This is a genomic window from Streptomyces sp. NBC_01241 (assembly GCF_041435435.1).
Lineage (GTDB): Bacteria > Actinomycetota > Actinomycetes > Streptomycetales > Streptomycetaceae > Streptomyces.
In genome coordinates this window covers 4,536,768-4,556,472 of sequence record NZ_CP108494.1, presented here as the reverse complement: position 1 = coordinate 4,556,472, position 19,705 = coordinate 4,536,768, and the positions used below count along the sequence as shown (strand labels likewise).

Here is a 19,705-nt window from a genome sequence, read left to right as displayed (position 1 = left end):
TTAGGGTCATTGGGTGGTCTCCGACGGGTCTGTCCAGCAGCGGCACTCACAGCCGGCCGTCCCGCTTCTTGAGGAGCAGCGGGTCGGCGAGATCCTGGCTGCCGTGCCGGAGCGCAGGCACTGGCGTTACCGGCCGCGCCGCGTCGGCATGGTGTGGCGCAGCAGGACGTTCCGCATCGCGACCGTGTGCACGGTGCTCGCACTGTGCGGACTGGCGATCCTGGCCCTGGTCCGCGATCAGACGGGCAGCGAGGGATTTCTCGTCGGGCTGGGGCTCGCCGTGCTGCCCGTCCCGCTCCTCATGGCGACGTTCCGCTGGCTGGACCGGGTCGAACCGGCGCCGTGGCGGAATCTGCTGTTCGCCCTCGCCTGGGGCGCGTTCGCAGCCGCCCTCGTCGCGATCCTGGCGAATTCGTTCGCGACCCGCTGGATAGCCACGGCCACCGCCGACCCGTCGAACGCCGACACCCTCGGAGCCACGGTCATAGCGCCGGTCATCGAGGAGAGCGCCAAGGCCGCGGCCGTCCTGCTCATCTTCCTTTTCCGAAAACGGGAGTTCAACGGGATCGTCGACGGCATCGTCGTCGCCGGCTTCACCGCGAGCGGCTTCGCGTTCACCGAGAACATCCTGTACCTGGGCAACGCCTTCGGTGAGGACCAGCAGATCGGTACCTCGGGCGTCGTCTCGGTGACCGCCGCGACGTTCTTCGTACGGGCGGTGATGTCGCCGTTCGCGCATCCGCTCTTCACGGTGCTGACGGGCATAGGCTTCGGGCTCGCCGCGGCCAGCGCGCGGCGCCGCCGGTTCCGCCGCGTTGCGCTGCCACTGCTCGGTCTCGTCCTCGCCATGGGCATGCACGCCCTGTGGAACGGGTCGGCGACCTTCGGCCCGTACGGCTTCTACGCCGTGTACGGGGTGTTCATGGTCCCGGTCTTCGGCCTGGTCACCTGGCTGGCGATCTGGTCGCGCCAGCGGGAGCTGCGTACGCTTTCCGCCGAGCTGTCCGCCTATGCGGCGGCCGGCTGGCTGACCCCGGCCGAGCCGTTCGCCCTCTCCTCGATGCGGGCGCGCGGCATGGCCCGCGACGCGGCACGCCAGCGGCACGCCGCCGCGTCCGGGGGAAGCTGGAACAGCCCGTACGGACCGGCATCCTGGCCACCGCCGTACGCCCCGGGGCATGGGCCGCCGTACGACCCCGGATACGGGCCTGGGTACAGGCCGCCGTACGACCCCGGATACGCGCCAGGGCCGGGCCCCGGACCGGGATACGCTCCCGCATACGCGCCCGGATACACGTCGGCGCGTACCCCGGGGCGCGGGCCGGCGGCGCAGGTCAGGGCCCATGCCACAGCACAGGCCAAGGCCCATGGCAGGGCTGCCGCCCGCACCGTCGCCGAGTACGAATCGTTCGCGACCTCACTGGCCTCGCTGCGCCGGCAGGCCCGCCGCGGGGCAGCGGGCCCGGACTTCGCCGAACGGGAGCTGGAGCTGCTGCACCACCTCTGGCAACGCAGGGACGTGGCCGCCCCCGCCCTGACGTACGCCGCGCAGGCGACAGGCCGCCTGCGTCCCCCGTACATGTCCCCGGTCCCGGGGGCTCCACCGCTGTACCAGTCCTACGACAGGGGCCACAATCCGTACCGGCTACCGCCGCGGTAGCCGGTACGGACGGGCCGGTTCAGCACCGGGCCACCGGGGCTCCGGCGCACCGCGCCCGTCAGGCGGATGCCTCGGTGAGCTCCGCCAGTTCCTGCTCGGTCAGCCGGAGGTCGGCGACGGCCAGCAGCGCGGGCAACTGCTCGACCGTACGGGCCGAGGCGATCGGCGCGGCGACCGTCGGCCGGGACGCGAGCCAGGCCAGGGCGACGGTCGCGACCTCGGCGTCGCGCTCCTTGGCTACCTTGTCGAGTGCGGCCAGGACCTTCTGCCCCCGCTCCGACGCCAGGTACTCACCGGCCTTCTCGGCGCGGGCGCTCTCCACCGAAGCCCCCGGACGGTACTTGCCGGTGAGGAAGCCGGAGGCCAGGGCGAAGTACGGGACGGCGGCGAGCCCGGCCCGGGCGGCCGTGTCCTGGAGCTCACCCTCGTAGGTGTCCCGCGAGACCAGGTTGTAGTGCGGCTGAAGGGCGACGTACCGGGCCAGCCCCTCGCGCTCCGAGAAGTCCAGGGACGCCTGGAGCCGCTCGGGGCCGATGTTGGAGGCGGCGATCTCCCGGACCTTGCCTTCCTTCACGAGTTCGTCGAGGGCGGTGATGATCTCCTCGACCGGGACGGTCTCGTCATCGAAGTGTGTGTAGTACAGATCGATGTGGTCGGTGCCGAGCCGGCGCAGCGACTCCTCGGCCGCGGCCTTGATGTTCGTGGCGGAGAGCCCCTTGTACGAGGGGTGCGCGCCGACCTTGGTCGCGACGACGATGTCGGAACGGTTGGAGCGGGCCGCGAGCCACTTTCCGATGACGGTCTCCGACTCGCCGCCCTCGTTGCCCGGGACCCAGGCGGAGTAGGCGTCGGCGGTGTCGATGAAATTGCCGCCCGCCGCGGCGTAAGCGTCCAGCACGGCGAACGACTGCGCCTCGTCGGCGGTCCAGCCGAAGACGTTGCCGCCGAGGGCGAGCGGGAAGACCTGGAGGTCGGAAGGGCCCAGCTTACGAAGAGAAGTCATAAATGGATCAACGGATTCCGGCACGCCCGCTATTCCGACGGACCGGCAGCCCTGACGTCGGGGGGGAGCGTCAGGGCTGCCGGAGTTCAGCGGCGGGTCCACCGGATCACGGGATCGCTCGGAGCAGCGGAGCGCTCCGGTCACACGGCCCGGAAGAACCGGGAGGGCGGCCTGCGGATCAGGGGGTGAGGCCCTTGTCGCGCAGCCAGGCCATCGGGTCGATGCCCGTACCGGAGGGGGTGTGGACCTCCAGGTGGAGGTGCGGGCCCGTCACGTTGCCGGTCGCGCCGACCCGGCCGATGGTCTCACCGGTGGTGACCTGCTGGCCGACGCTCACGCCGATCGAGGACTGGTGGCAGAACCACAGCTCCGTACCGTCGTCGAGCTCCAGCACCGTGCGGTAGCCGTACGAACCGGACCAGCCGGCCGACTTGATGGTGCCGCCGTGTATGGCCTTGATCGGCGTACCCGTCGGCGCCGCGAAGTCGAGGCCGGTGTGGTAGCCGGAGGACCACATCGAGCCGGCCTGGCCGAAGGTCGAGGTGATCGTGTACGAGGAGGTCGGGATGGCGTAGCTGGCGGCGAGCTTGGCGAGCCGCAGGGCCTCGGCCTTCGCCTTGGCTTCCTCCTCCGCCTTCTTCTTCTCGGCGGCGGCCTTGGCCTCGGCCGCGTCCTGCTGCTTCTTGGCCTCGGCGGCGGCCTTCTCCGCGGCCTCCTTCTCCTGTGCGGCCTTGGCCTCGGCGTCGGCGGCGTCCTGCTGCTGCTCCGCCTGCTGGAGGATGCGCGCGCGGAGCGCCTCGCCCGCGTCCGCCGTGCCCTGCTCGGCCTCGGTGGTGGTGAGGCCGGCGGTGGTCAGCGGTGCGGCAGCGGCGGCGACAGCGGTGTTGTCGGCTTCGGGCTCCGCGGAGAACAGAGCACCCACGCCGGGAAGGGACTTGGCGTCGGGAAGCTTGTCCGCGATGGAATCGGGAAGGGAGATGGAGACCGGCGGCTTGCTCTGCGCGGTGGCCATGCCCCCTGCACCGACCGCCGCGATGACACCGACCCCGAGCACCGTGGAGCTACGGGCAAGTCCGTTGCGCTGCTTGGCGACGCGGTGCCTGCCGCGTACGGGGCGGACGGACTCCTCGGTGGGGTTCCACTCGTCCCAGCTGCGTTCGGGCTCACCGTCGCCGTTGACGCGGAATTCGCCACCGAAGTCACCGGCGAAGTCACCGCCCGGCTCGGTGCCGTACGCCGCTCCCGTCCCACCGGTCCCGTAGTCGGAGGCGGTCCCGTAGTCGGGGCCGAAGCCGGAGTCGGAAGCGAAGGGGGAGTCGGAAGCGAAGCCGGAGTGGGAACCGGATCCGAACTCGGTGCCGAAGTCGGAACCGAAGTCGGGGTTGAACCGAGAGGGAGCCTCGGGGGCAGGCTTGTTGGACGCCACGGGGGCGCACTCCTTTCCTTCCTTCTCGCCTACCGGGTTAGCTGACGGGTTCGGAGCAGGAAGGTCTCCTACGGGCTCCTCTGCCTCTCACGAGACACAGGTGTCCGATTCACCCCATGTAGGTGGTTCCCCGGTTCCCTTGCGGAATTCGGCGCTCGCGCGCGGTGCCGCCACTGACGACGGCTGGGACGACCGCGCTGCGTTATCGAACGTTAATAGACACCGGGGCCTGATTCCAAGCTGTTCCCACTGATCGTTCACGTCTTTGGCCTGGACTTTACGGTGCACAACCGGGCGGAATGGGATGAGTTGATCGACCCTCAGCGGCCACCAGATTTCTGACGTTGCGTCAAATGTTATGCGGAGCGACGCGCTTCGGTTACGTACGGTGGTATCCCGCACCCAAGGTCGACCCGGCTCGCACGAAGCCCCCGCCCCACCCGTCACACCCCTTCGCGACCGACGATCTTCACGGTCCTGCGCCGGTCCGGCTGCCCCTCCGCGGGACGTACGACCGCGAGCAGCGCCATGTCGTCGGTCGTCTCACCCCCCGTGTGCAGCCGTACGTCATCGGTCAGTGCGGACAGCAGCTCCTCGGGCCCCGGGAAGATCCGCCCGCGCAGCCGGGCCGCCGGGTCGTAGAAGACCCCGTCAGTGTTCCGCGCCTCGGAGAGGCCGTCCGTGTACAGGAGCAGGGTCGCCCCCGCCGGCAGGTCCCACTCGTCCGACCTGTCGGGCCACGCTCCCAGGTCCATCCCGAGCGGCAGCGCGGGCACCGTCGGCCCCAGCACATCCAGCGCCCCGTCGGGGTGCAGCAGGATCGGTTCGGGGTGGCCGCGGTTGACGACCCGCACCCGGGACAGCCCGGCCGGGATCTCGGCCAGCACGGCGGTGATGAAGCCCTCGACCGCGTCGAGCCCGCCCCGCCGCGTCCCCTCCCGCGCCAGCGCCCGCTCCAGCCGCTGCGCCACGCCCTCCAGCGAACGCTCCTGCTCGGCCGCCTCCCGGAACGCCCCGATGATCACCGCCACCGACTCCACGGCGTCGAGCCCCTTCCCCCGTACGTCCCCGACCACCAACCGCACCCCGTACGGGGAGTCCGTCACGGCGAACAGGTCACCGCCGACGAACTCGTCCGCCTGCGCCGCCTCGTACCGCGCCGCCACGTGCAGCCCGCCGATCCGGTCGGACGGCTTCGGCAGCACCGCCCGCATGGCGGTCTCCGCGATGACCCGCGCGGACGCCAGCTGCTCACTGCTGCGCCGCACGACCCCGTTGATCACGACCGCGAGGACCGAGACGGTGGCCAGAGTGAGCAGCTCGATCAGCGGCACGATGTCCGGCAGCGTGTTGCTGTACAGCCGCAGCACGACAACGGCCAGCATCGAGGCGACGCCGGTGCAGATGGTCCTGGACAGCGAGAAGAACGGCGCGGCGATCAGCGGCGCCGCCACGAACAGCGGAATGGCGGTGAAGGTCGGCGGGGTGAGGAAGTCGAACACCAGCCCGCCGAGAATCATCACGGCGGGCATCGCACGGACGAACCGCCGGGTACGGGTGCCGCCCTCGGCATGTCTGCCGCGCCCCTTCAGCCGCTTCCACACCTGTGGTCTCCTGCCCGGTACGCGCACGGCTGCGGACGGTACCGCGCCCCACCCCAGGCTCGCCGGAGCGGAGTCGCGCGGCGACTCCTCGTCGGCCGATGGGGGTACGTACGTGGCACAGCTCGCACACCGCCCGGACCTGCCCCTTCGGGAGTCCATGGCGGGAACGAACCAGGCCCGGCACGCTGCATGCGTGCCGGGCCTGGTTTTTCAGTAGCGGGGACAGGATTTGAACCTGCGACCTCTGGGTTATGAGCCCAGCGAGCTACCGAGCTGCTCCACCCCGCGTCGGTAAACACAACTGTACGGCATGCGCGGCGGGCTCATGACCACTGAGCGAATCACTGGGCGAATCACCGGGCGAACCGCTGAGCCACTGAGTGAACCGCTGAGCGAATCACCGACCGCTCGGCACCCGTCCGCCGCTCGCTCGGTACTCCGGCCATGCGCCCGGCGACCAGCCCGCGTCCCCGCACCCCGCCGCCTCAATTCGTGTCGGTGATACGGGGAGCGGCCTTCCCGTTGACCGCCGGGGGCTTCATCGGATTCGCGCCGCGCTGCAGGGAGCGGAGGATCGCCAGCCCCTGGCCGACCACGCCCGCCGCCATCTCATTGACGCCGTCGGTGCCGTTCAGAACGGTCAGGTCCGCACCCGACATGCCCCGGGCGGCCGCGTCGGCCAGGGCGGGCAGGTTCTCGACGATGCGGTTGGCCGCGATCAGCTCCTGGTTGCCGTCGCGCAGCGAAGCGGCGCGCGCACTGTTGGCGTCGGCCTGCGCCTGGGCGATGGTCCGCTCGGCGTACGCGTTGCCGTCGGCCTCGAACTTCACCCGGTCCCGGGCCGCCTCCGCGAGGGTGCGCTGGCGGTACGCCTCGGCGTCCGCCGGGCGCCGTACCTCCCCTTCGAGCCGTTGCGCGGCGAGTGCGGCCTGCCGCTCGGCCAGTGAGGTCTGCTCCTCGATGACCTCGTGCGAAGCCCTGGCCTGGGCGAGCGGTCCGGCCTGCGCGGCGCGGGCGTTGTACTGCTCGGTCTCGGCGAGGAAGCCGGCCCGCTTGATCGCGGTGTCCCGTTCGTACTCCGCCTTGAGCGCGGCGGCCTGCTGTTCGCGCTGGCTGGCCTCCTGGTCGGCCTTGGCCTCGGCGATCCGGGCCTGGCTGGCGACCGCGGCGGCGTGCGGGGCTGCGAGGTTCTTGATGTAGCCGGTGGCGTCGTCGATCTCCTGGATCTGGAGGGCGTCCACCACGATGCCGAGCTTCTCCATCTCGCCGTGGCTGCCCGCGATGACCTCCTGGGAGACCCGGTTGCGCTCGCGGATGATCTGCTCCACGGTCAGTCCGCCGACGATGGAACGCAGGTGGCCCGCGAAGATCCGGCCGGCGAGCTCCTCCATCTGTTCCTGCTCGGTCAGGAAGCGACGCGCCGCGTTGGCAATGGACACGGCATCGTCGCCGACCTTGAAGACGGCGACGGCCCGGACGTTGAGGCGGATGCCCTGCTGCGTCACGCAGTCCTCGGTGATCTCCGCCTCGCGCAGCGCCAGGGAGAGCATGCGTGCCTTCTGTTTCACCGGGAGCACGAAACTGCCGTGACCGGTGACGATCCGGAACTGGGTGTCCAGCGTCTGTCCCTTGGAACCGGATATGAGCATCGCCTCGTTGGGGGCGGGAACGTGCCAGAAGAACATCGGAAGACTCCTGCCGTACGTTTCTGCTCGGAGTGGGTGCACCGTTGCTTCGGCTCAGGGCGGCAGGCGTTCCACGATCACGCCGCGCGCCGAGACCGAGTCGACGACAACGACGCGTACGTCCTTGTCGATCGACGTCGTCGACCATGCGGTGTAGGCCTCCGACCCACCCCGTACGGCCACCAGTACTTCGCCCGGGCCATCGGACGGAATCGGCACGGTGACACGGCCGATCGCTCCGACCGGGCTCCGGGCGGACTCATCTGCCGTGTGCATGCGCCCTCGCGAGCGTCCATGCGTACGCCTGCTCACACCGCCGCTCACGCCGCTTCATGAACACAAGGCCCGCCTCCTGGAGGCCAGGACGTCCCGAGCCTCCCTCGACATCTCCACGGTACTCCGCACCCGCGACGGAGGACGGCCCGAAGGACGGCCGGGGAGGAGCCTGGAGAACGCCGGGAGGCAAGCTCGGATATGCGGTGATATGACTGATTTACCGTTCAGCCAGTCGACGTAACGAACTCGCGATGATCAGGGAGCCGACCGTGGACCATTACCCCCTGCTCGACCTCTTCTGGACCATGCTCTGGTTCTTCCTCTGGATCATGTGGCTGTTCCTGCTCTTCAAGGTCATCGGGGACATCTTCCGCAGCGACGACCTCGGCGGCTGGGGCAAGGCCGGCTGGCTCATCCTGGCGCTGCTGCTGCCGTACCTCGGCGTCCTGGTGTACGTGATCGTGCGCGGTAAATCCATGGGGAAGCGGGACCTCAAGGAAGCGCAGGAACGCGACGCCGCTTTCAAGGCGTACGTACGGGAGGCCGCCGCGGGCGGCTCCGACGCGAAGGCCCCGAGGGAGGGCAAGCACGTCGACGACCTGGCGAAACTCGCCGAGCTCAAGGACCGGGGCGCCATCACCGAGGAGGAGTACCAGCGAGCGAAGACGAAGCTCCTCGTCTGAGCGGAGCGCACCCCGCCGGAGTGTCGGACCGTCTACATCCGTGTAGACGACCTACCTTGCGTAGACGCAAGAATGCGGCAACAGGCCGGCGCGCAGGCGCGCTCGTGACCAGGAGTGCGTTTTGGGACAGTCGGAATTCCTCACCTCGGTGGATGTGGCCAGTGAGCGCCGTTCCGTGATGAAGAAGCTCCCCGAGGTCACTCTGGCCTTCTGGGTCATGAAGATCGCCGCCACCACCCTCGGTGAGACGGCCGGGGACCTGTTCTCCCAGACGCTGCGGCTGGGCTACTTCCTCACCACGATCGCGCTGTTCCTGGTGTTCGTGCTGACGCTGGTGGTGCAACTGCGGTCCCGGCGCTACAACCCGTTCTTCTACTGGACGGTCATCCTGTCCACGAGCATGGCCGGCACCACGATGTCGGACTTCATGAACCGGGACGCCAGTGCCGAGTACCTCACGGCGGGCACGTCCTCGCTGGGCCGGGGCCCGCAGGGCCTGGGCCTGGGGTACCCCGCGGGCGCCGCGATCCTGATCTCCCTGCTGATCGCCATCTTCATCGTCTGGAAGCTCACCGGACAGACCTTCGCCACCCAAGACATCGTCACCTTCCGCGGCGAGGCCCTCTTCTGGTCCGCGATCCTGGTGTCGAACACACTCGGCACATCCATGGGCGATTTCCTCTCCGACAGTTCCGGTCTCGGCTATGCCGGCGGCGCCCTGCTCGTCACGGCTCTGCTGGCCGTACTGGCCGTCCTGATGCGGGTGCCGGCCGTCCCGAACGTCGTACTGTTCTGGATCGCCTTCGTCCTCACCCGGCCCCTGGGCGCCACCGCCGGTGACTTCCTCACGAAGCCTGCCGCCAAGGGCGGCCTCGATCTCGGCACATTGGGCTCTTCGGCTGTGCTCCTGGTCGTCCTCCTCGGCCTCATGGCCTACGCCAACGTGCAGGAGCACAGGAACACCGCCCAGCCGTCGTAACCGCGTCGGGCCTCACCCGCGCGTCCTCGTGCCCCGGCAACTTCTTCCGTGAGGGCGACTCCCAGGAGCATGCCGGCGGCGATGGCGGTGACGGTCGTGACCATCTTCAGCAAGTCGCCGAACCCGCCCACGACGTAACAGCCCGACAGCGCCGTCAGTCCGCGCATGCCGAGCGAGCCCACGGTCAGCGTGAAGAACCCGGGCAGCAGCACGAGCCGAGGCGGCCGTCGCGGGCTGCGTGCCAGTACGTTCGCCGCCGCCGCGAGGTTCACCGCGGCGACGAACGTCCCACCGGTCTCACCGATCAGCTCGGTGGCGAGCAACGGCACGCCCACCGTGACGTGGACGAGAACCAGCATGGGCAGCTACAGCCGGTACGGGATCGCGAGCACGAGCCCGGGCACATCGACGTCGTTCGTGCGGAGGGCAGCGCGGTGGCCTGCGGTTGCGGATCCGACATCGCCGTCGTACGAAGCGGGGCGACGGCGTCCGGCTGAGCCCCCGGCGGCGTGGTGTGGAGCGGAGGCGGTGGCGTACTGCAGACGCGTGAGGTCAGGCGTGGGCGGCGTGGGTGAAGAACGGAGCGTGTCGGGCAGGAAGTGCCGATGTCGGGCGGGTGCCCTGCGCCACCAGTTCCTGGACGGCGCCGGAGCCCGGGCCCTTCGGCCCTGTGCCGCCTGTGACTGGTCGCCGGGCGTCCGGTCCGTCGAGGCCAGGGTCAGGCCGCCGCTTCCGCTCAGGAAGAAATACACGCTGTCGTGCACGTGCCGTGCAGTTTGGCGACCAGCGCCGATGACGTTCGTCGCAAGACGCGGTGTCGCTGCAGGCTTCGGGCTCGGCATCGCTTGCCACCCTGGAGTTCGAAATCCGGGTTCTTCATGGTGCAATAACCAACGCCTTCGACCCATAGAGCCCGAAGGGCGCATAGTCGACTGATTTTCTCATGCCGGGCTTTTCGCCCAATTGATGAGCCGGGCCCACCAGCCACCCCTCGACCGGCTTGGTGAACTCTCCGGGCGCCGAGGGACCTCTGCGTGTCGCAGCGACTCGCCCTGTCGAGCCGGCACCGATTCCGATCGAGTCGCCGCCTCCACTGCGCGCGCCCCCCTGCGCTCCGCAGACTCACAGATGCACCGCTGAGCCGTCGGCACACCCATGAGGACTTGGTCCACATGCCTCCCGCAGCCCTCATAGGTCATCTTCCGGCACGACCGACAGACAGCACGCTGGCACATAATTCTTCTCCATTAGCTCTTCATTTGAGATCCACGATATCCACGCCACCATCACAAGGGGCTCCAGTATTTTCACCCTCTCCGCAAACAGCTGACTTGCATCAGTACGGACTGCGGCCATGGGGTCGAATAGTGATCCAAGTGACCTAATTGCCGGTTGTAAGTATCCAGACAAGAGGGACAGAAGCCACATGTCCGTTGCGCGGAATATCTCACCACGTAGTGTCAAGTCGCCCGATTGAAAAATACCCTGAATTTGCTCGGGACATCGAAACAGTGATTGCATCACGCCCGGTCGCGGAATGGAGGCACAGAGCCTCATTGTCACGGCCCGTCACCGCGTTGCTTTGCAGATCGTCGACCGAGCGCGGCGAGGGCAAGAATCGAGAACGGCAACCGCTCTCCCCGAACGGAGTGGTGTGCGCCGATCAGGAGGGAGCAACGTGAGTTGCTCACACGCCGCAGGATGCCCCCTTTTCCCCCTACTTAGGGCGAGCTTGCGAGGTTGGCGCGAATATTACTGCGACAGCGACGATCGGTGGCTCGACTGTGCGCGCTACCAGGTGTCACTCACCGGCGAGCGCGTGCCAATCAGCTTGCTGCCCAACGGAGCCCGCGCGCGACACCTCGAAGACGTCGCCGAGGCGGACCGGTCCGGCGCCGCCAACCCAGGGGAGGTACCCCGGCAGGCCCCGCCACCACAGTCCGATCCGTGGTCACCGGAGGCCGCGCCCTGGTCCCAGCCAGCGCCGCCCCACCCATATGAGCAGTCAGAAACCGGAACCGTGACACCGGGGGCCACGGCACACTTCGGGGCGACATCTCCGCCAGCACCTGCCTGGCATCACCAACCGTCACCGCCCCCACAAATTCCCGAACCTTCAACCAGCCTCGCTCGACGAGCGCGGCAAGCCCCCAGCTCGAAGCGCGGCTGGTTGGCTCGATTCGCCGATTGGATGAGAGGACCCGCATGAGTACCTACTGGCCCTGGTGGGCGGGCGCTATCGGGCTCGCTCTGGTCACCATCAACTACACCCTCATCACCGATCGGTCTTTCGGGGTGTCGTCCGCGTGGGATCGCGTGTTGCACTGGCGCCGCGAACGCCACCTCGAGGAGATGGACGAGGAGTTCGCCGACGATCAAGCTCTCGTTGAGGCGCTCGCCGCAGCTACGGCGGAGCACTTCGGCACCGGCGCGTCCGCCCTGCCGCAGGTTCCGCACGGGAATTCACAGCCACTCGAAGCGGATACCGAACCAGCGGTGAGCGAGAGCCCCGCGGCCACGAGCCTGCGCCCGGCCCCACTGGCCACCCAGGCTGCCCTGCTGATATCGATCTTCCTCGGCGGATTGATCGCCGCGGTCACCTCCGGGCGGTTCCACCTCCGCTACGACATGGGCCCGGGTTTCCGGAACCTGGTCACCGCCAATCCGACCACCATGATCGCCCTGCTGTTCGTGGGAGGCGTGCTGGTCGGCTTTGGCACTCGGCTGGCCGGTGGGTGCAGCTCCGGCCACGGTCTCAACGGCTGCGGCCGTCTACGCCCGGTCAGCATCGTCGCGACCGCCGTGTTCTTCGGCACCGCCATCCTGGTGTCGTTCCTCCTGTGGAAGGTGATCTGATGCGTACCCGGGGCGCGATTCTGCTGGCCAACATCATCACCGGACTGGCCCTCGGTTATACCGTCACCAACATCGGCTTCGGCGACTACGCCGAGCTGAACCACATGTTCACCTTCCAGGACCTGCGCATGCTCCTCTCCTTCGCCGGCGCCGTGGTGATCATCGTGTGCGCGTTCGCTCTGCTGCGGGTCCGCCGCACGCCAGGGCGTATCCACAGGGGCGTGATCCCCGGCGCGGTGCTGTTCGGTACGGGCTGGGCGATCTCAGGTGGGTGCCCTGCAATCCCGATCATCCAGGTCGCCAGCGGATACCTGCCCGCCCTGGTCACAATCGTCGGAGTCATCGTCGGTATCCGGCTGTGCCGCTGGGCCAACGCCCGATACTTCCACCTCGACCGCGGCTCCTGCGGGCTGTAACCAGGGACGCCCACCGACACGAGCCGTGGAGGTAGGGGCTCTCGCTTGGACGATCCCCCCTGCCTCACCGAGGTCCGCTACCAGGAGAACTACCGCGAGGGGCGACGCCTGGGCGAGGTCGCCTTCAACTTCGACACCCGGCCCGACCTCCCCGCGTTCCTGGAGATCGAGGGTCCCGACGAGACGTCGGTACGGCAGGCCGCCGCCTTCCTGGAACTCGACTACTCCGAGGCCCGGTTCGGCAGCGTCGACGAGATCCACAAGAGCGAGGCCGGCCGCGACATCCTCGCCGAGCACACGCCACCCAGACGGGGAGGGCGGCGGGGCGTCCACAGCACCTGCTGCGGAACCATCCGCTCACGCAAGAGGCCGGGTACGGCGAAGCGCCTCGGTCGGCCGAAGCCACCCGAGGCGCTAAGCCGCAGGTCAGAGGATTCCTCCTCGACCTGTGATCGGTAGGCCGTGTGGGACTCGTGCCGACGCCTGTCAGGATATGCAGGTCAGCCACGTGATTGACGCGCCCTCACCTTGCCCGTCCTGTCAGATGCTGCCGCTCTGTGTCAGGCACTGCCAGGACGTACGGGCGAGCCACGGGCGAGCCAGAACCCTTCTCCCGCCCGGATGACCACGCTATTCCTCGGCCGGTTCCGGCGCGGCCATACGCCTCCGCGCCCGGGGAACAGCAGCCGCCGACCGTTCCACCAGTGACTGTGCGTACTCGGTGAACAAGGGCGTGTAAGTGTCCGCGGTGAGCACCACCTTGGAGTGCCGCAACTTCACCATCGCGTCATGGATGTCGCCTCCACCCGCCTTGACGAGGCCGGCCGCACAGTGCCGGAGGTCGCGGAGGTTGATCGGCGGCCGGTCGGTCCAGCCCGTGATGCGGCAGGTCGGTCCAGCGCATGATCCGGTCGAACTCACGAGACACGACATCCGGATGTATCCAGGACCCGTCTTCCGATACGCGGGCCGGCCAGGGGGAATCCGTTTTCGTGAACTTAAAGGTCCCGGGCGTACTGAACTGGACGACCTTCCGGAGGCCCATCGTGCCCGGGTTCAAGCAGAGTTCGCCGGTGTCATCGACGTTGAAGTACTCGCCGCATGCGCAGACCGCAGCCATGACCTGACCCCTTCCAAGAGGTCGCAGTGAAGCCCGGCCCATAACCAGCAACTGCATTGAGCCTAAGGCAAGGCGCCTTGGGGCTTGAGCTTCCCCGGCCCTGCGGCCAGGATCTGTACGGAGCGACACGCACAGCATGGACACCCGGCTGCTTCTCGGTGAAACCTCCGGGCGTACGGGCCTGCCTGAAACACGAACCGTGAAGGGATGCTGATCATGCGCATAGAGGCTGCTCGCACTACTCTCGCGGCCGTCACCATAGTGGCCGCTCTGGGGACCGCGGGGACGACCCCGGCCGCCGCCGGTACGGCAGCTGCTGCCAAGTATCCGGGGCAGGTCAAATGCCCCAAGGGCGACTACCAGCTCTGCATCGATGGCGGTCCCGGTGGATTCACCATCAGTGGTAAGACCTTCTCCGGCCATCAGAACGCGATCCGTCTCAAGAACGTCTCGAACGTCACGATCACCGGGAACACGTTCAAGAATCTCAGGGGCTCCGACGGCTTCGGCGGGGTCCACGTTCTGAACTCCTCCAAAATCGTGATCAAGAAGAACAACTTCTCCAATCTGAGCAACAAGGGAAAGATGCACGGGGTCTACCTGGTCAGGACCTCGGGCAGCATCGTCACCAGCAACAAATTCTCATCCATCAGCGGTGACCCCGTACGGATCAGAGACCGAAGCAGCAAAAACACGGTGAGCGGAAACACCTTCACCAAGTCCGGCACCTACGCCATGTTCAGCGAGTGGTACGACCCGTCAAAAGGCGAGGCCTGCGGGAGCGGCAACATCTTCAAGAACAACAAGTACGGAACCGGATACTCAGGCAAGGTCTCACTGATCAAGTGGGGCGGCTGGACCAAGAAGAATAAGGTCACCTGGGGCCACTGCAAGAATGCGAGCGTCGTCAACAAAGGCGGCAACACCAGGATTTAGCCTCGATCCGCCAAAGTTGCTGTGAGGTGGACGTCGACGCCGGCAGCGGGTACGGCGGGCAGCAGCCCCAAGACCGAGGACCGGCCGGGTACGCCACACCCGCACCGTCACAGTGGCGCCGGTGACGGTCAGCGGCCCGTCCTCACCCCGCTCACGGTCGACCGCGATGGCACTGATGACAGGCGGTGCCGGCAGCGGGGGGGTCGAGGAGCCATGTGGCGCGGCCGTGGTGGTCGGTGACGACCACCACGGCGGCCGGGGCGGGACCTGGCTGCCCTTCCGGACCCGGCGGGCCGTGGTCGCTTCGGCCCGCCACGGGGCGTGGCTTGGGCTGGTGCTCGATGGACCGGGTACGCCGGTCAAGGTCGTGGAGTACGCCCCCGAGGGGGTTGCCCGGTGAGCGCCTGGCGGCGGAGCCTCGCAATGCCGTGGTCACACTCCTGCCGGGGTGAGCTGCAACGAGACCTTCTCCCTGTCGCCGTCCTCGGCGACTTTCACCGTGGCGATCTTGAGCCTCTGGGAGATGGTCCGGCAGGTCTGGGTGGTGGTGACGTCCACACACCAGCCGGGCACGAGGGCCGGTACGCGAACGGCGGCAGCAACGTGAGATGCGGCTGTTGAAGTGCTCTCCCGGCTGAAGCCGGGAGATTCCTGCTTACCTTGCGGTAGCGGGCTTGACGCGCTGCGCGCGCCTGACGACTGCCCTCCCGGCAGCCGGGATGAGCGCGAGGCCCATCCGGTACAGGTGCAAGACGTTGCAGGCTGCGTTGTGGTCGGCGTTACCCGACCAGCCGCAGTCCGGGTTCTTACACACGAACACGGCCTGGCTCTCCCGGCTGCCGGGCGTGGTGATGCCGCACGCCGAGCAGCGTTGGGAAGTTCCGGGGGCGGGAACCTTGTGCAGGGTGCCCCCCAGCCTGGCGGTCTTGTACGTCAGCATGGTGACCGTCCGGCCCCACGCCTCCCCGCTGATGGAGCGGTTCAGCCCAGATTTCTGGGCGACGTTCTTCCCCGGCTCTTCGATGGTTCCTCTGGCGGATTTGACCATGTTCGTGATGGTGAGTGCTTCGACCACGACCGTGCCGTAGGTGCGGGCGATGGCGGTGGTCGTCCGGTGCTGCCAGTCCAGGGCCCGGCGCTTGGCTTTCGCGCGGAGTCCTGCGATCTGGTCGTAGGTGCGGTGCAGCCGGCGGCTGGTGCGCTCGCCGGGCTTGCGGTGCTGCTTACGCCGGGCGGCGCGCTGATCCAGATGCAGGAGCTTGGCCTTCTCCTTCTCCGTCAGCCACTCGCCGTGCTCATACGTCTGCCCGTCCGACAGGGCGATGGGCACGTTGACGCCCACGTCGATGCCGACTTCCGGCCCCTGGTGGGGCTCGGGCCCGGCCTCCAAGGTCTGGACACGGAAGGTGATGTGCCAGCCGAGCACGTCCTTGACCAGTCGGGCCCCGGTAATCCGGTTCTCCGTGGTGGCGTGCTTGCCCACGGGCAGGTCCTTGGTCCAGCGGAAGCGGACCCGGCCCACCTTGGGAAGGTTGACCTGCCCCCACCGGCGATGCACGCGGGTGATGTTCAGGTCGCGGCCCTGCGGGATGTCCACGGACATCACGGTGCGGAGACGGCCCTTGAAGTTCGGGGCGTCGGCGCGGCCCTCCCAGCAGTTCTTCCACGCCCGGACATACGTCTTGAGCACCGCTTGCGCGGCCTGCGCGGGAAGGACGGCCAGGAAGTCGATGTCCTCGCGGGCCTGCCGGATCGCGGCATCCGCGTTGGCGAGAGTCCGCTTCTCCTTCGGCAGCATCTGCCACCAGGCGTGCAGCAGGTTCCACAGGGTGCGGGCCGCGTGCGCCTGGTCATCGGTCTTCAACACTTCGGCGTGTGACAGTGCAAGCCGGGCACGGTGCCCGAACTGCCGCTTCACCAGGGTGTCTTGACTCGCGATCGAAACCTAACATTGGATTATGTCGCCACGCTGGAACCCACACATCCCGATGTCAGAACCGGTCGCCATGTTGTCTACAACCTGCACGTTCACTTGGTTTTTGTTACGAAGTACAGGCGGAACGCGTTTACCGACGCCATGCTGACCCGCACCGAGGAGATCATGCGGGAGGTCTGCGCCGACTTCGAGGCCGAACTGAAGCAGTTCAACGGAGAACAGGACCACGTCCACCTGCTCGTGCACTACCCGCCGAAAGTCCAGCTCTCCAAGCTGGTCAACTCCCTCAAGGGCGTCAGCTCCCGGCGGCTCCGCCAGGAGTACACCACGCATGTCCGCCGGTACCTGTGGGGCGGACACTTCTGGTCCGGCTCCTACTTCGCAGGATCATGCGGCGGCGCACCCCTGACCGTCGTCAAGCAGTACATCGAAAACCAACAGCGTCCCGTCTGACCTCACCCCGGAGACGAAGAGCACTCCGGCACTCCGCGCCTCCGGGCCAAAGATGGCCTTCACCCCCGCCCTGAAGGACTCTGCTGAGGAATGCGTGATTCGAGCAGGGCTGGGTCGTTGGTCCTCCACGATTGTTATGGCGTGAGCGGGAGGGCCGAGAGATGTCACTGGAGCCACGGGCTGATCATGGGGTGCCGGAGCTGACGGCCCGGGTGGTGCGGGCAGCGTTCCCGAAGGGGACGATGGCGGTGCGGATCCGGGAGGCGTTGGGCCCGCTGTTTGAGGACGAGGCGTTCGCAGGGGCGTTTGCCGTCCGGGGACGCCCGGCTGTCTCGCCGGGGGCGTTGGCTTTGGTGTCGGTGTTGCAGTACGCGGAGGGGCTGACCGATCGGCAGGCCACTGACCAGGTGCGGGCCCGGATGGACTGGAAGTTTCTGCTCGGCCTGGAGCTGGACGATCCCGGGTTCGAAGCCTCCGTGCTGAGCCTGTTCCGTTCCCGTCTCATCGAGCACGGACTGGAACAGACGACGCTGGAGCTGGTGCTGGAACGCCTGCGCGGGCTGGACCTGCTGAAGGCCGGTGGCCGGCAGCGGACCGATTCCACGCACGTGCTGGCGGCGGTGCGGACGCTGAACAGGATGGAGTTCGTCGGCGAGACGCTGCGGGCCGCACTGGAAGCGCTGGCGGTCGCCGCCCCGGCATGGCTGTCCGGCCTGGTCACACCCGAGTGGGCCGAGCGCTACGGGCCGCGCGTGGACGCCTACCGCTTCCCCAAGGGCGAAGAGGTCCGTGAACAGTGGTCTGAGCAGGTCGGACGGGACGGGTTCGTCCTGCTGGACGCGGTCTACGCCCCCGCGGCTCCGGACTGGCTGCGCGAGATCGAGGCGGTGCAGGTCCTGCGGGTCTCCTGGGTCCAGCAGTACCACCGCGACGAGAGGGGTGCGCTGGCGGGAGGGCAAGGATCTCCCGCCGGTTCATCACCGGTTGTGCTCGCCCTATGACACCGATGCCCGTTACGGGATCAAGCGCGGCTCGGGCTGGACCGGCTACAAGGCGCATCTGACCGAGACCTGCGAGCCGGATGCGCCGCACGTGATCACGCAGGTGGCCACCACCGATGCCGTGGTGGCCGACACGGAGATGACCGAACCGGTCCACCAAACGCTCGCAGAACGGGAGTTGCTGCCGCACGTGCATGTCGTGGATGCCGGCTACACCACTGCCGCCCTGTTCCTGTCCGCGACCGAGCGGGGTATGGAACTGCTCGGCCCGGCCCCGCACGACAGCAGCCGCCAGTCCCGAGAGGATCAGGGCTTCTCCCGCGCCGACTTCACCATCGACTGGGACAACGAGAGCGCCATCTGTCCCGGCGGGCACCGAAGTTTCGAGTGGTGGGAACAGAAACACCACCGCAACGGCACTCCGGTCCTCAAGGTGTTCTTCTCCGCCGAGCACTGCCGCCCCTGCCCGAAGCAGACGGCATGCACCAAGCCCCCGTCCGGCCGCCGGGGCAGGGGCATCACCTTCCTGCCCCGCGAACGGCACGAGGCCCTCGAAGCCGTCCGCCAGGCCCAGGAGACCGACAATTGGAAGAACCGTTACGCGATCCGGGCCGGGGTCGAAGGCACGATCTCCCGGGCCGTCCGTGTCACCGGCCTGCGCCGTACCCGCTACCGCGATCTACCCGCGACCCGCCTCGGCCACGTCTTCGCCTCCACCGCACTCAACCTCATCCGCATCGACCGATGGCTGACCGGCACCCCACTCGGCGGCACCCGCACCTCCCGCCTCGAAGCTCTGATGCTCGCGGCCTGACCACCCGAATCACGCATTCCTCAGCAGAGTCCTGAAGGGCGGAGCACTGGCCAAGATCAGAGGTAGACGCAGAGGGCCGTTGACAATTCGCGACGTTGGGCACATCACTCGGTGGTCGCGTACTGGGCGGCGAGTTCGGGGTTCTCTTCCTGGAACCGCTTCGCCGCGAAGGGGCCGTTCTGCTTCCACGACCAGGCGGTGCTCTTGCCGCACTTCGCGACCTCGGAGGTCTCCGAGGTCAGCCGCATCTCGTTCTCGATCAAGGTCCGCTGCTGATCCAGCTCCTTGATCTGCTCAATCAGCGACGCGCGCCGCTTGCGCAGCTTCTCCGCCTTGGTGCTGGGCACCTCGACGACCTCGTCCGGCTTCGCCTTCCAGAGGCGGCCGAGGAGTTCCTTCGTCGTCTCCAGCCCGTCGGCGGGCGGCGGAAAGCCCTCGATCACGTGCCGCTGGTACCAGCGACCGCACACGTCGATCAGGGTCTCGCTCAGTTGCGATTCTTCAGTTCGACAGGGGCGACGACGGCGCCGGTCTTCGGGTCGAGGGCGTACCGGTCGACGTTGCACCGCATCCACGGGCGGTCGACGTTCGTTGCTACGGCGGCAACAGATCGTAGTCGCCGAGACGATCAGCCGCTCCCGTTCGCGGCGCCGCCGAGAAGGACCTTCCCCGACACGTCCCGTTCGGCACCGTCGGGCCGCCAGAACAGTGCGCTCGCACTTCGGGCGAGCCACGAGCGAAGAAACGGACATGACGGACAACGAGAGAAGCCCCCGAACGATCGGGGGCTTCTCTGATTTAGCAGGTCAGGGGGGGCACAACCCCCCTCTTGCCAGGAGTAGGCCGTGTGGGACTCG

Annotated in this window: 20 protein-coding genes, 1 tRNA gene, 1 pseudogene and 1 riboswitch; of the genes and pseudogenes, 11 read left to right on the top strand and 11 right to left on the bottom strand. The window is 68.0% G+C overall.

The features are described from left to right. The first annotated feature begins 148 nt into the window (after window positions 1-148). The gene (locus tag OG306_RS20345) at window positions 149-1,660 is read left to right on the top strand and encodes a PrsW family intramembrane metalloprotease (RefSeq protein WP_266752329.1); all 1,512 of its coding nucleotides are present in this window, start codon (window positions 149-151) and stop codon (window positions 1,658-1,660) included. Between the two features lie 58 nt (window positions 1,661-1,718). On the opposite strand, the gene OG306_RS20340 is transcribed toward OG306_RS20345, so the two are convergent. The 6 genes from OG306_RS20340 to OG306_RS20315 all read right to left on the bottom strand — a co-directional run bounded on the left by OG306_RS20340 (window position 1,719) and on the right by OG306_RS20315 (window position 7,654). Beyond that, a complete protein-coding gene (locus tag OG306_RS20340) occupies window positions 1,719-2,663 on the bottom strand; it encodes an aldo/keto reductase (RefSeq protein WP_266747509.1) in 945 nt (314 codons plus the stop codon). Window positions 2,664-2,841: 178 nt separating this feature from the next. Beyond that, window positions 2,842-4,089 carry a M23 family metallopeptidase gene (locus tag OG306_RS20335; RefSeq protein WP_266747508.1) on the bottom strand — a complete coding sequence of 416 codons (1,248 nt, stop codon included), beginning with the start codon at window positions 4,087-4,089 and terminating at the stop codon, window positions 2,842-2,844. An 11-nt stretch (window positions 4,090-4,100) separates the two neighbouring features. After that, window positions 4,101-4,253, bottom strand: a riboswitch (cyclic di-AMP (ydaO/yuaA leader). Window positions 4,254-4,532: 279 nt separating this feature from the next. Then, entirely contained in the window at window positions 4,533-5,693 is a 1,161-nt protein-coding gene (locus OG306_RS20330) for a PP2C family protein-serine/threonine phosphatase (RefSeq protein ID WP_266747507.1), read from the bottom strand. 214 nt (window positions 5,694-5,907) lie between these two features. Beyond that, a tRNA-Met gene (locus tag OG306_RS20325) sits at window positions 5,908-5,981 on the bottom strand. Between the two features lie 197 nt (window positions 5,982-6,178). Continuing rightward, entirely contained in the window at window positions 6,179-7,378 is a 1,200-nt protein-coding gene (locus OG306_RS20320) for an SPFH domain-containing protein (protein WP_266747506.1), read from the bottom strand. Between the two features lie 54 nt (window positions 7,379-7,432). After that, window positions 7,433-7,654 carry a hypothetical protein gene (locus OG306_RS20315; RefSeq protein ID WP_266747505.1) on the bottom strand — a complete coding sequence of 74 codons (222 nt, stop codon included), beginning with the start codon at window positions 7,652-7,654 and terminating at the stop codon, window positions 7,433-7,435. Between the two features lie 269 nt (window positions 7,655-7,923). On the opposite strand from OG306_RS20315, the gene OG306_RS20310 reads away from it, so the two are divergent. Beyond that, window positions 7,924-8,337, top strand: a complete 414-nt coding sequence (locus tag OG306_RS20310; protein WP_266747504.1) for an SHOCT domain-containing protein — start codon at window positions 7,924-7,926, stop codon at window positions 8,335-8,337. Window positions 8,338-8,458: 121 nt separating this feature from the next. Further along, on the top strand, window positions 8,459-9,316 hold the full coding sequence (locus OG306_RS20305) for a COG4705 family protein (RefSeq protein WP_371665537.1): 858 nt from the start codon (window positions 8,459-8,461) through the stop codon (window positions 9,314-9,316). Here OG306_RS20305 and OG306_RS20300 read toward each other — a convergent pair. Beyond that, window positions 9,271-9,675: a hypothetical protein gene (locus tag OG306_RS20300; RefSeq protein WP_266747502.1), complete on the bottom strand. Its 405-nt coding sequence runs from the start codon at window positions 9,673-9,675 to the stop codon at window positions 9,271-9,273. The two genes, OG306_RS20305 and OG306_RS20300, sit on opposite strands and share 46 nt — an antisense overlap. A gap of 1,846 nt (window positions 9,676-11,521) precedes the next feature. On the opposite strand from OG306_RS20300, the gene OG306_RS20295 reads away from it, so the two are divergent. From OG306_RS20295 to OG306_RS20285, 3 genes and pseudogenes are all read left to right on the top strand, one after another. Next, the gene (locus OG306_RS20295; RefSeq protein WP_266747501.1) at window positions 11,522-12,172 is read left to right on the top strand and encodes a YeeE/YedE family protein; all 651 of its coding nucleotides are present in this window, start codon (window positions 11,522-11,524) and stop codon (window positions 12,170-12,172) included. Beyond that, window positions 12,172-12,588, top strand: a complete 417-nt coding sequence (locus OG306_RS20290) for a YeeE/YedE thiosulfate transporter family protein (RefSeq protein ID WP_266747500.1) — start codon at window positions 12,172-12,174, stop codon at window positions 12,586-12,588. The genes OG306_RS20295 and OG306_RS20290 overlap by 1 nt, the downstream gene beginning before the upstream one ends. Before the next feature lie 63 nt (window positions 12,589-12,651). Continuing rightward, a pseudogene (locus tag OG306_RS20285) lies at window positions 12,652-12,888 on the top strand (adenylyl cyclase); the annotation flags it as partial. A 330-nt stretch (window positions 12,889-13,218) separates the two neighbouring features. On the opposite strand, the gene OG306_RS20280 reads toward OG306_RS20285, so the two are convergent. Then, window positions 13,219-13,509 carry a hypothetical protein gene (locus OG306_RS20280; RefSeq protein WP_327258977.1) on the bottom strand — a complete coding sequence of 97 codons (291 nt, stop codon included), beginning with the start codon at window positions 13,507-13,509 and terminating at the stop codon, window positions 13,219-13,221. Between the two features lie 406 nt (window positions 13,510-13,915). On the opposite strand from OG306_RS20280, the gene OG306_RS20275 reads away from it, so the two are divergent. Both OG306_RS20275 and OG306_RS20270 read left to right on the top strand, forming a co-directional pair. Then, window positions 13,916-14,644: a right-handed parallel beta-helix repeat-containing protein gene (locus OG306_RS20275; RefSeq protein ID WP_266747499.1), complete on the top strand. Its 729-nt coding sequence runs from the start codon at window positions 13,916-13,918 to the stop codon at window positions 14,642-14,644. A 166-nt stretch (window positions 14,645-14,810) separates the two neighbouring features. Continuing rightward, window positions 14,811-15,044: a hypothetical protein gene (locus OG306_RS20270; protein ID WP_371665536.1), complete on the top strand. Its 234-nt coding sequence runs from the start codon at window positions 14,811-14,813 to the stop codon at window positions 15,042-15,044. Window positions 15,045-15,076: 32 nt separating this feature from the next. Here OG306_RS20270 and OG306_RS20265 read toward each other — a convergent pair whose 3' ends face one another. Together OG306_RS20265 and OG306_RS20260 are read right to left on the bottom strand one after the other, a co-directional pair. After that, the gene (locus tag OG306_RS20265; protein ID WP_266747497.1) at window positions 15,077-15,202 is read right to left on the bottom strand and encodes a hypothetical protein; all 126 of its coding nucleotides are present in this window, start codon (window positions 15,200-15,202) and stop codon (window positions 15,077-15,079) included. A gap of 97 nt (window positions 15,203-15,299) precedes the next feature. Next, complete coding sequence (locus OG306_RS20260; protein ID WP_266907657.1) at window positions 15,300-16,526, bottom strand: RNA-guided endonuclease InsQ/TnpB family protein; 1,227 nt, start codon at window positions 16,524-16,526, stop codon at window positions 15,300-15,302. An 87-nt stretch (window positions 16,527-16,613) separates the two neighbouring features. On the opposite strand from OG306_RS20260, the gene tnpA reads away from it, so the two are divergent. The 3 genes from tnpA (at window position 16,614) to OG306_RS40930 (ending at window position 18,848) form a co-directional block, all read left to right on the top strand. Continuing rightward, on the top strand, window positions 16,614-17,033 hold the full coding sequence (tnpA, locus tag OG306_RS20255) for an IS200/IS605 family transposase (RefSeq protein ID WP_266752325.1): 420 nt from the start codon (window positions 16,614-16,616) through the stop codon (window positions 17,031-17,033). A 161-nt stretch (window positions 17,034-17,194) separates the two neighbouring features. Next, window positions 17,195-18,034 carry a transposase gene (locus OG306_RS40935; RefSeq protein WP_432762238.1) on the top strand — a complete coding sequence of 280 codons (840 nt, stop codon included), beginning with the start codon at window positions 17,195-17,197 and terminating at the stop codon, window positions 18,032-18,034. Next, a complete protein-coding gene (locus tag OG306_RS40930; RefSeq protein WP_432762237.1) occupies window positions 18,018-18,848 on the top strand; it encodes a transposase in 831 nt (276 codons plus the stop codon). The genes OG306_RS40935 and OG306_RS40930 overlap by 17 nt, the downstream gene beginning before the upstream one ends. Before the next feature lie 104 nt (window positions 18,849-18,952). Here the strand turns inward: OG306_RS40930 and OG306_RS20245 are convergent, their stop codons facing one another. Then, window positions 18,953-19,318 (bottom strand): hypothetical protein, encoded by a 366-nt coding sequence (locus tag OG306_RS20245; RefSeq protein ID WP_266747495.1) that lies wholly within the window; start codon window positions 19,316-19,318, stop codon window positions 18,953-18,955. Window positions 19,319-19,705 lie beyond the last annotated feature (387 nt).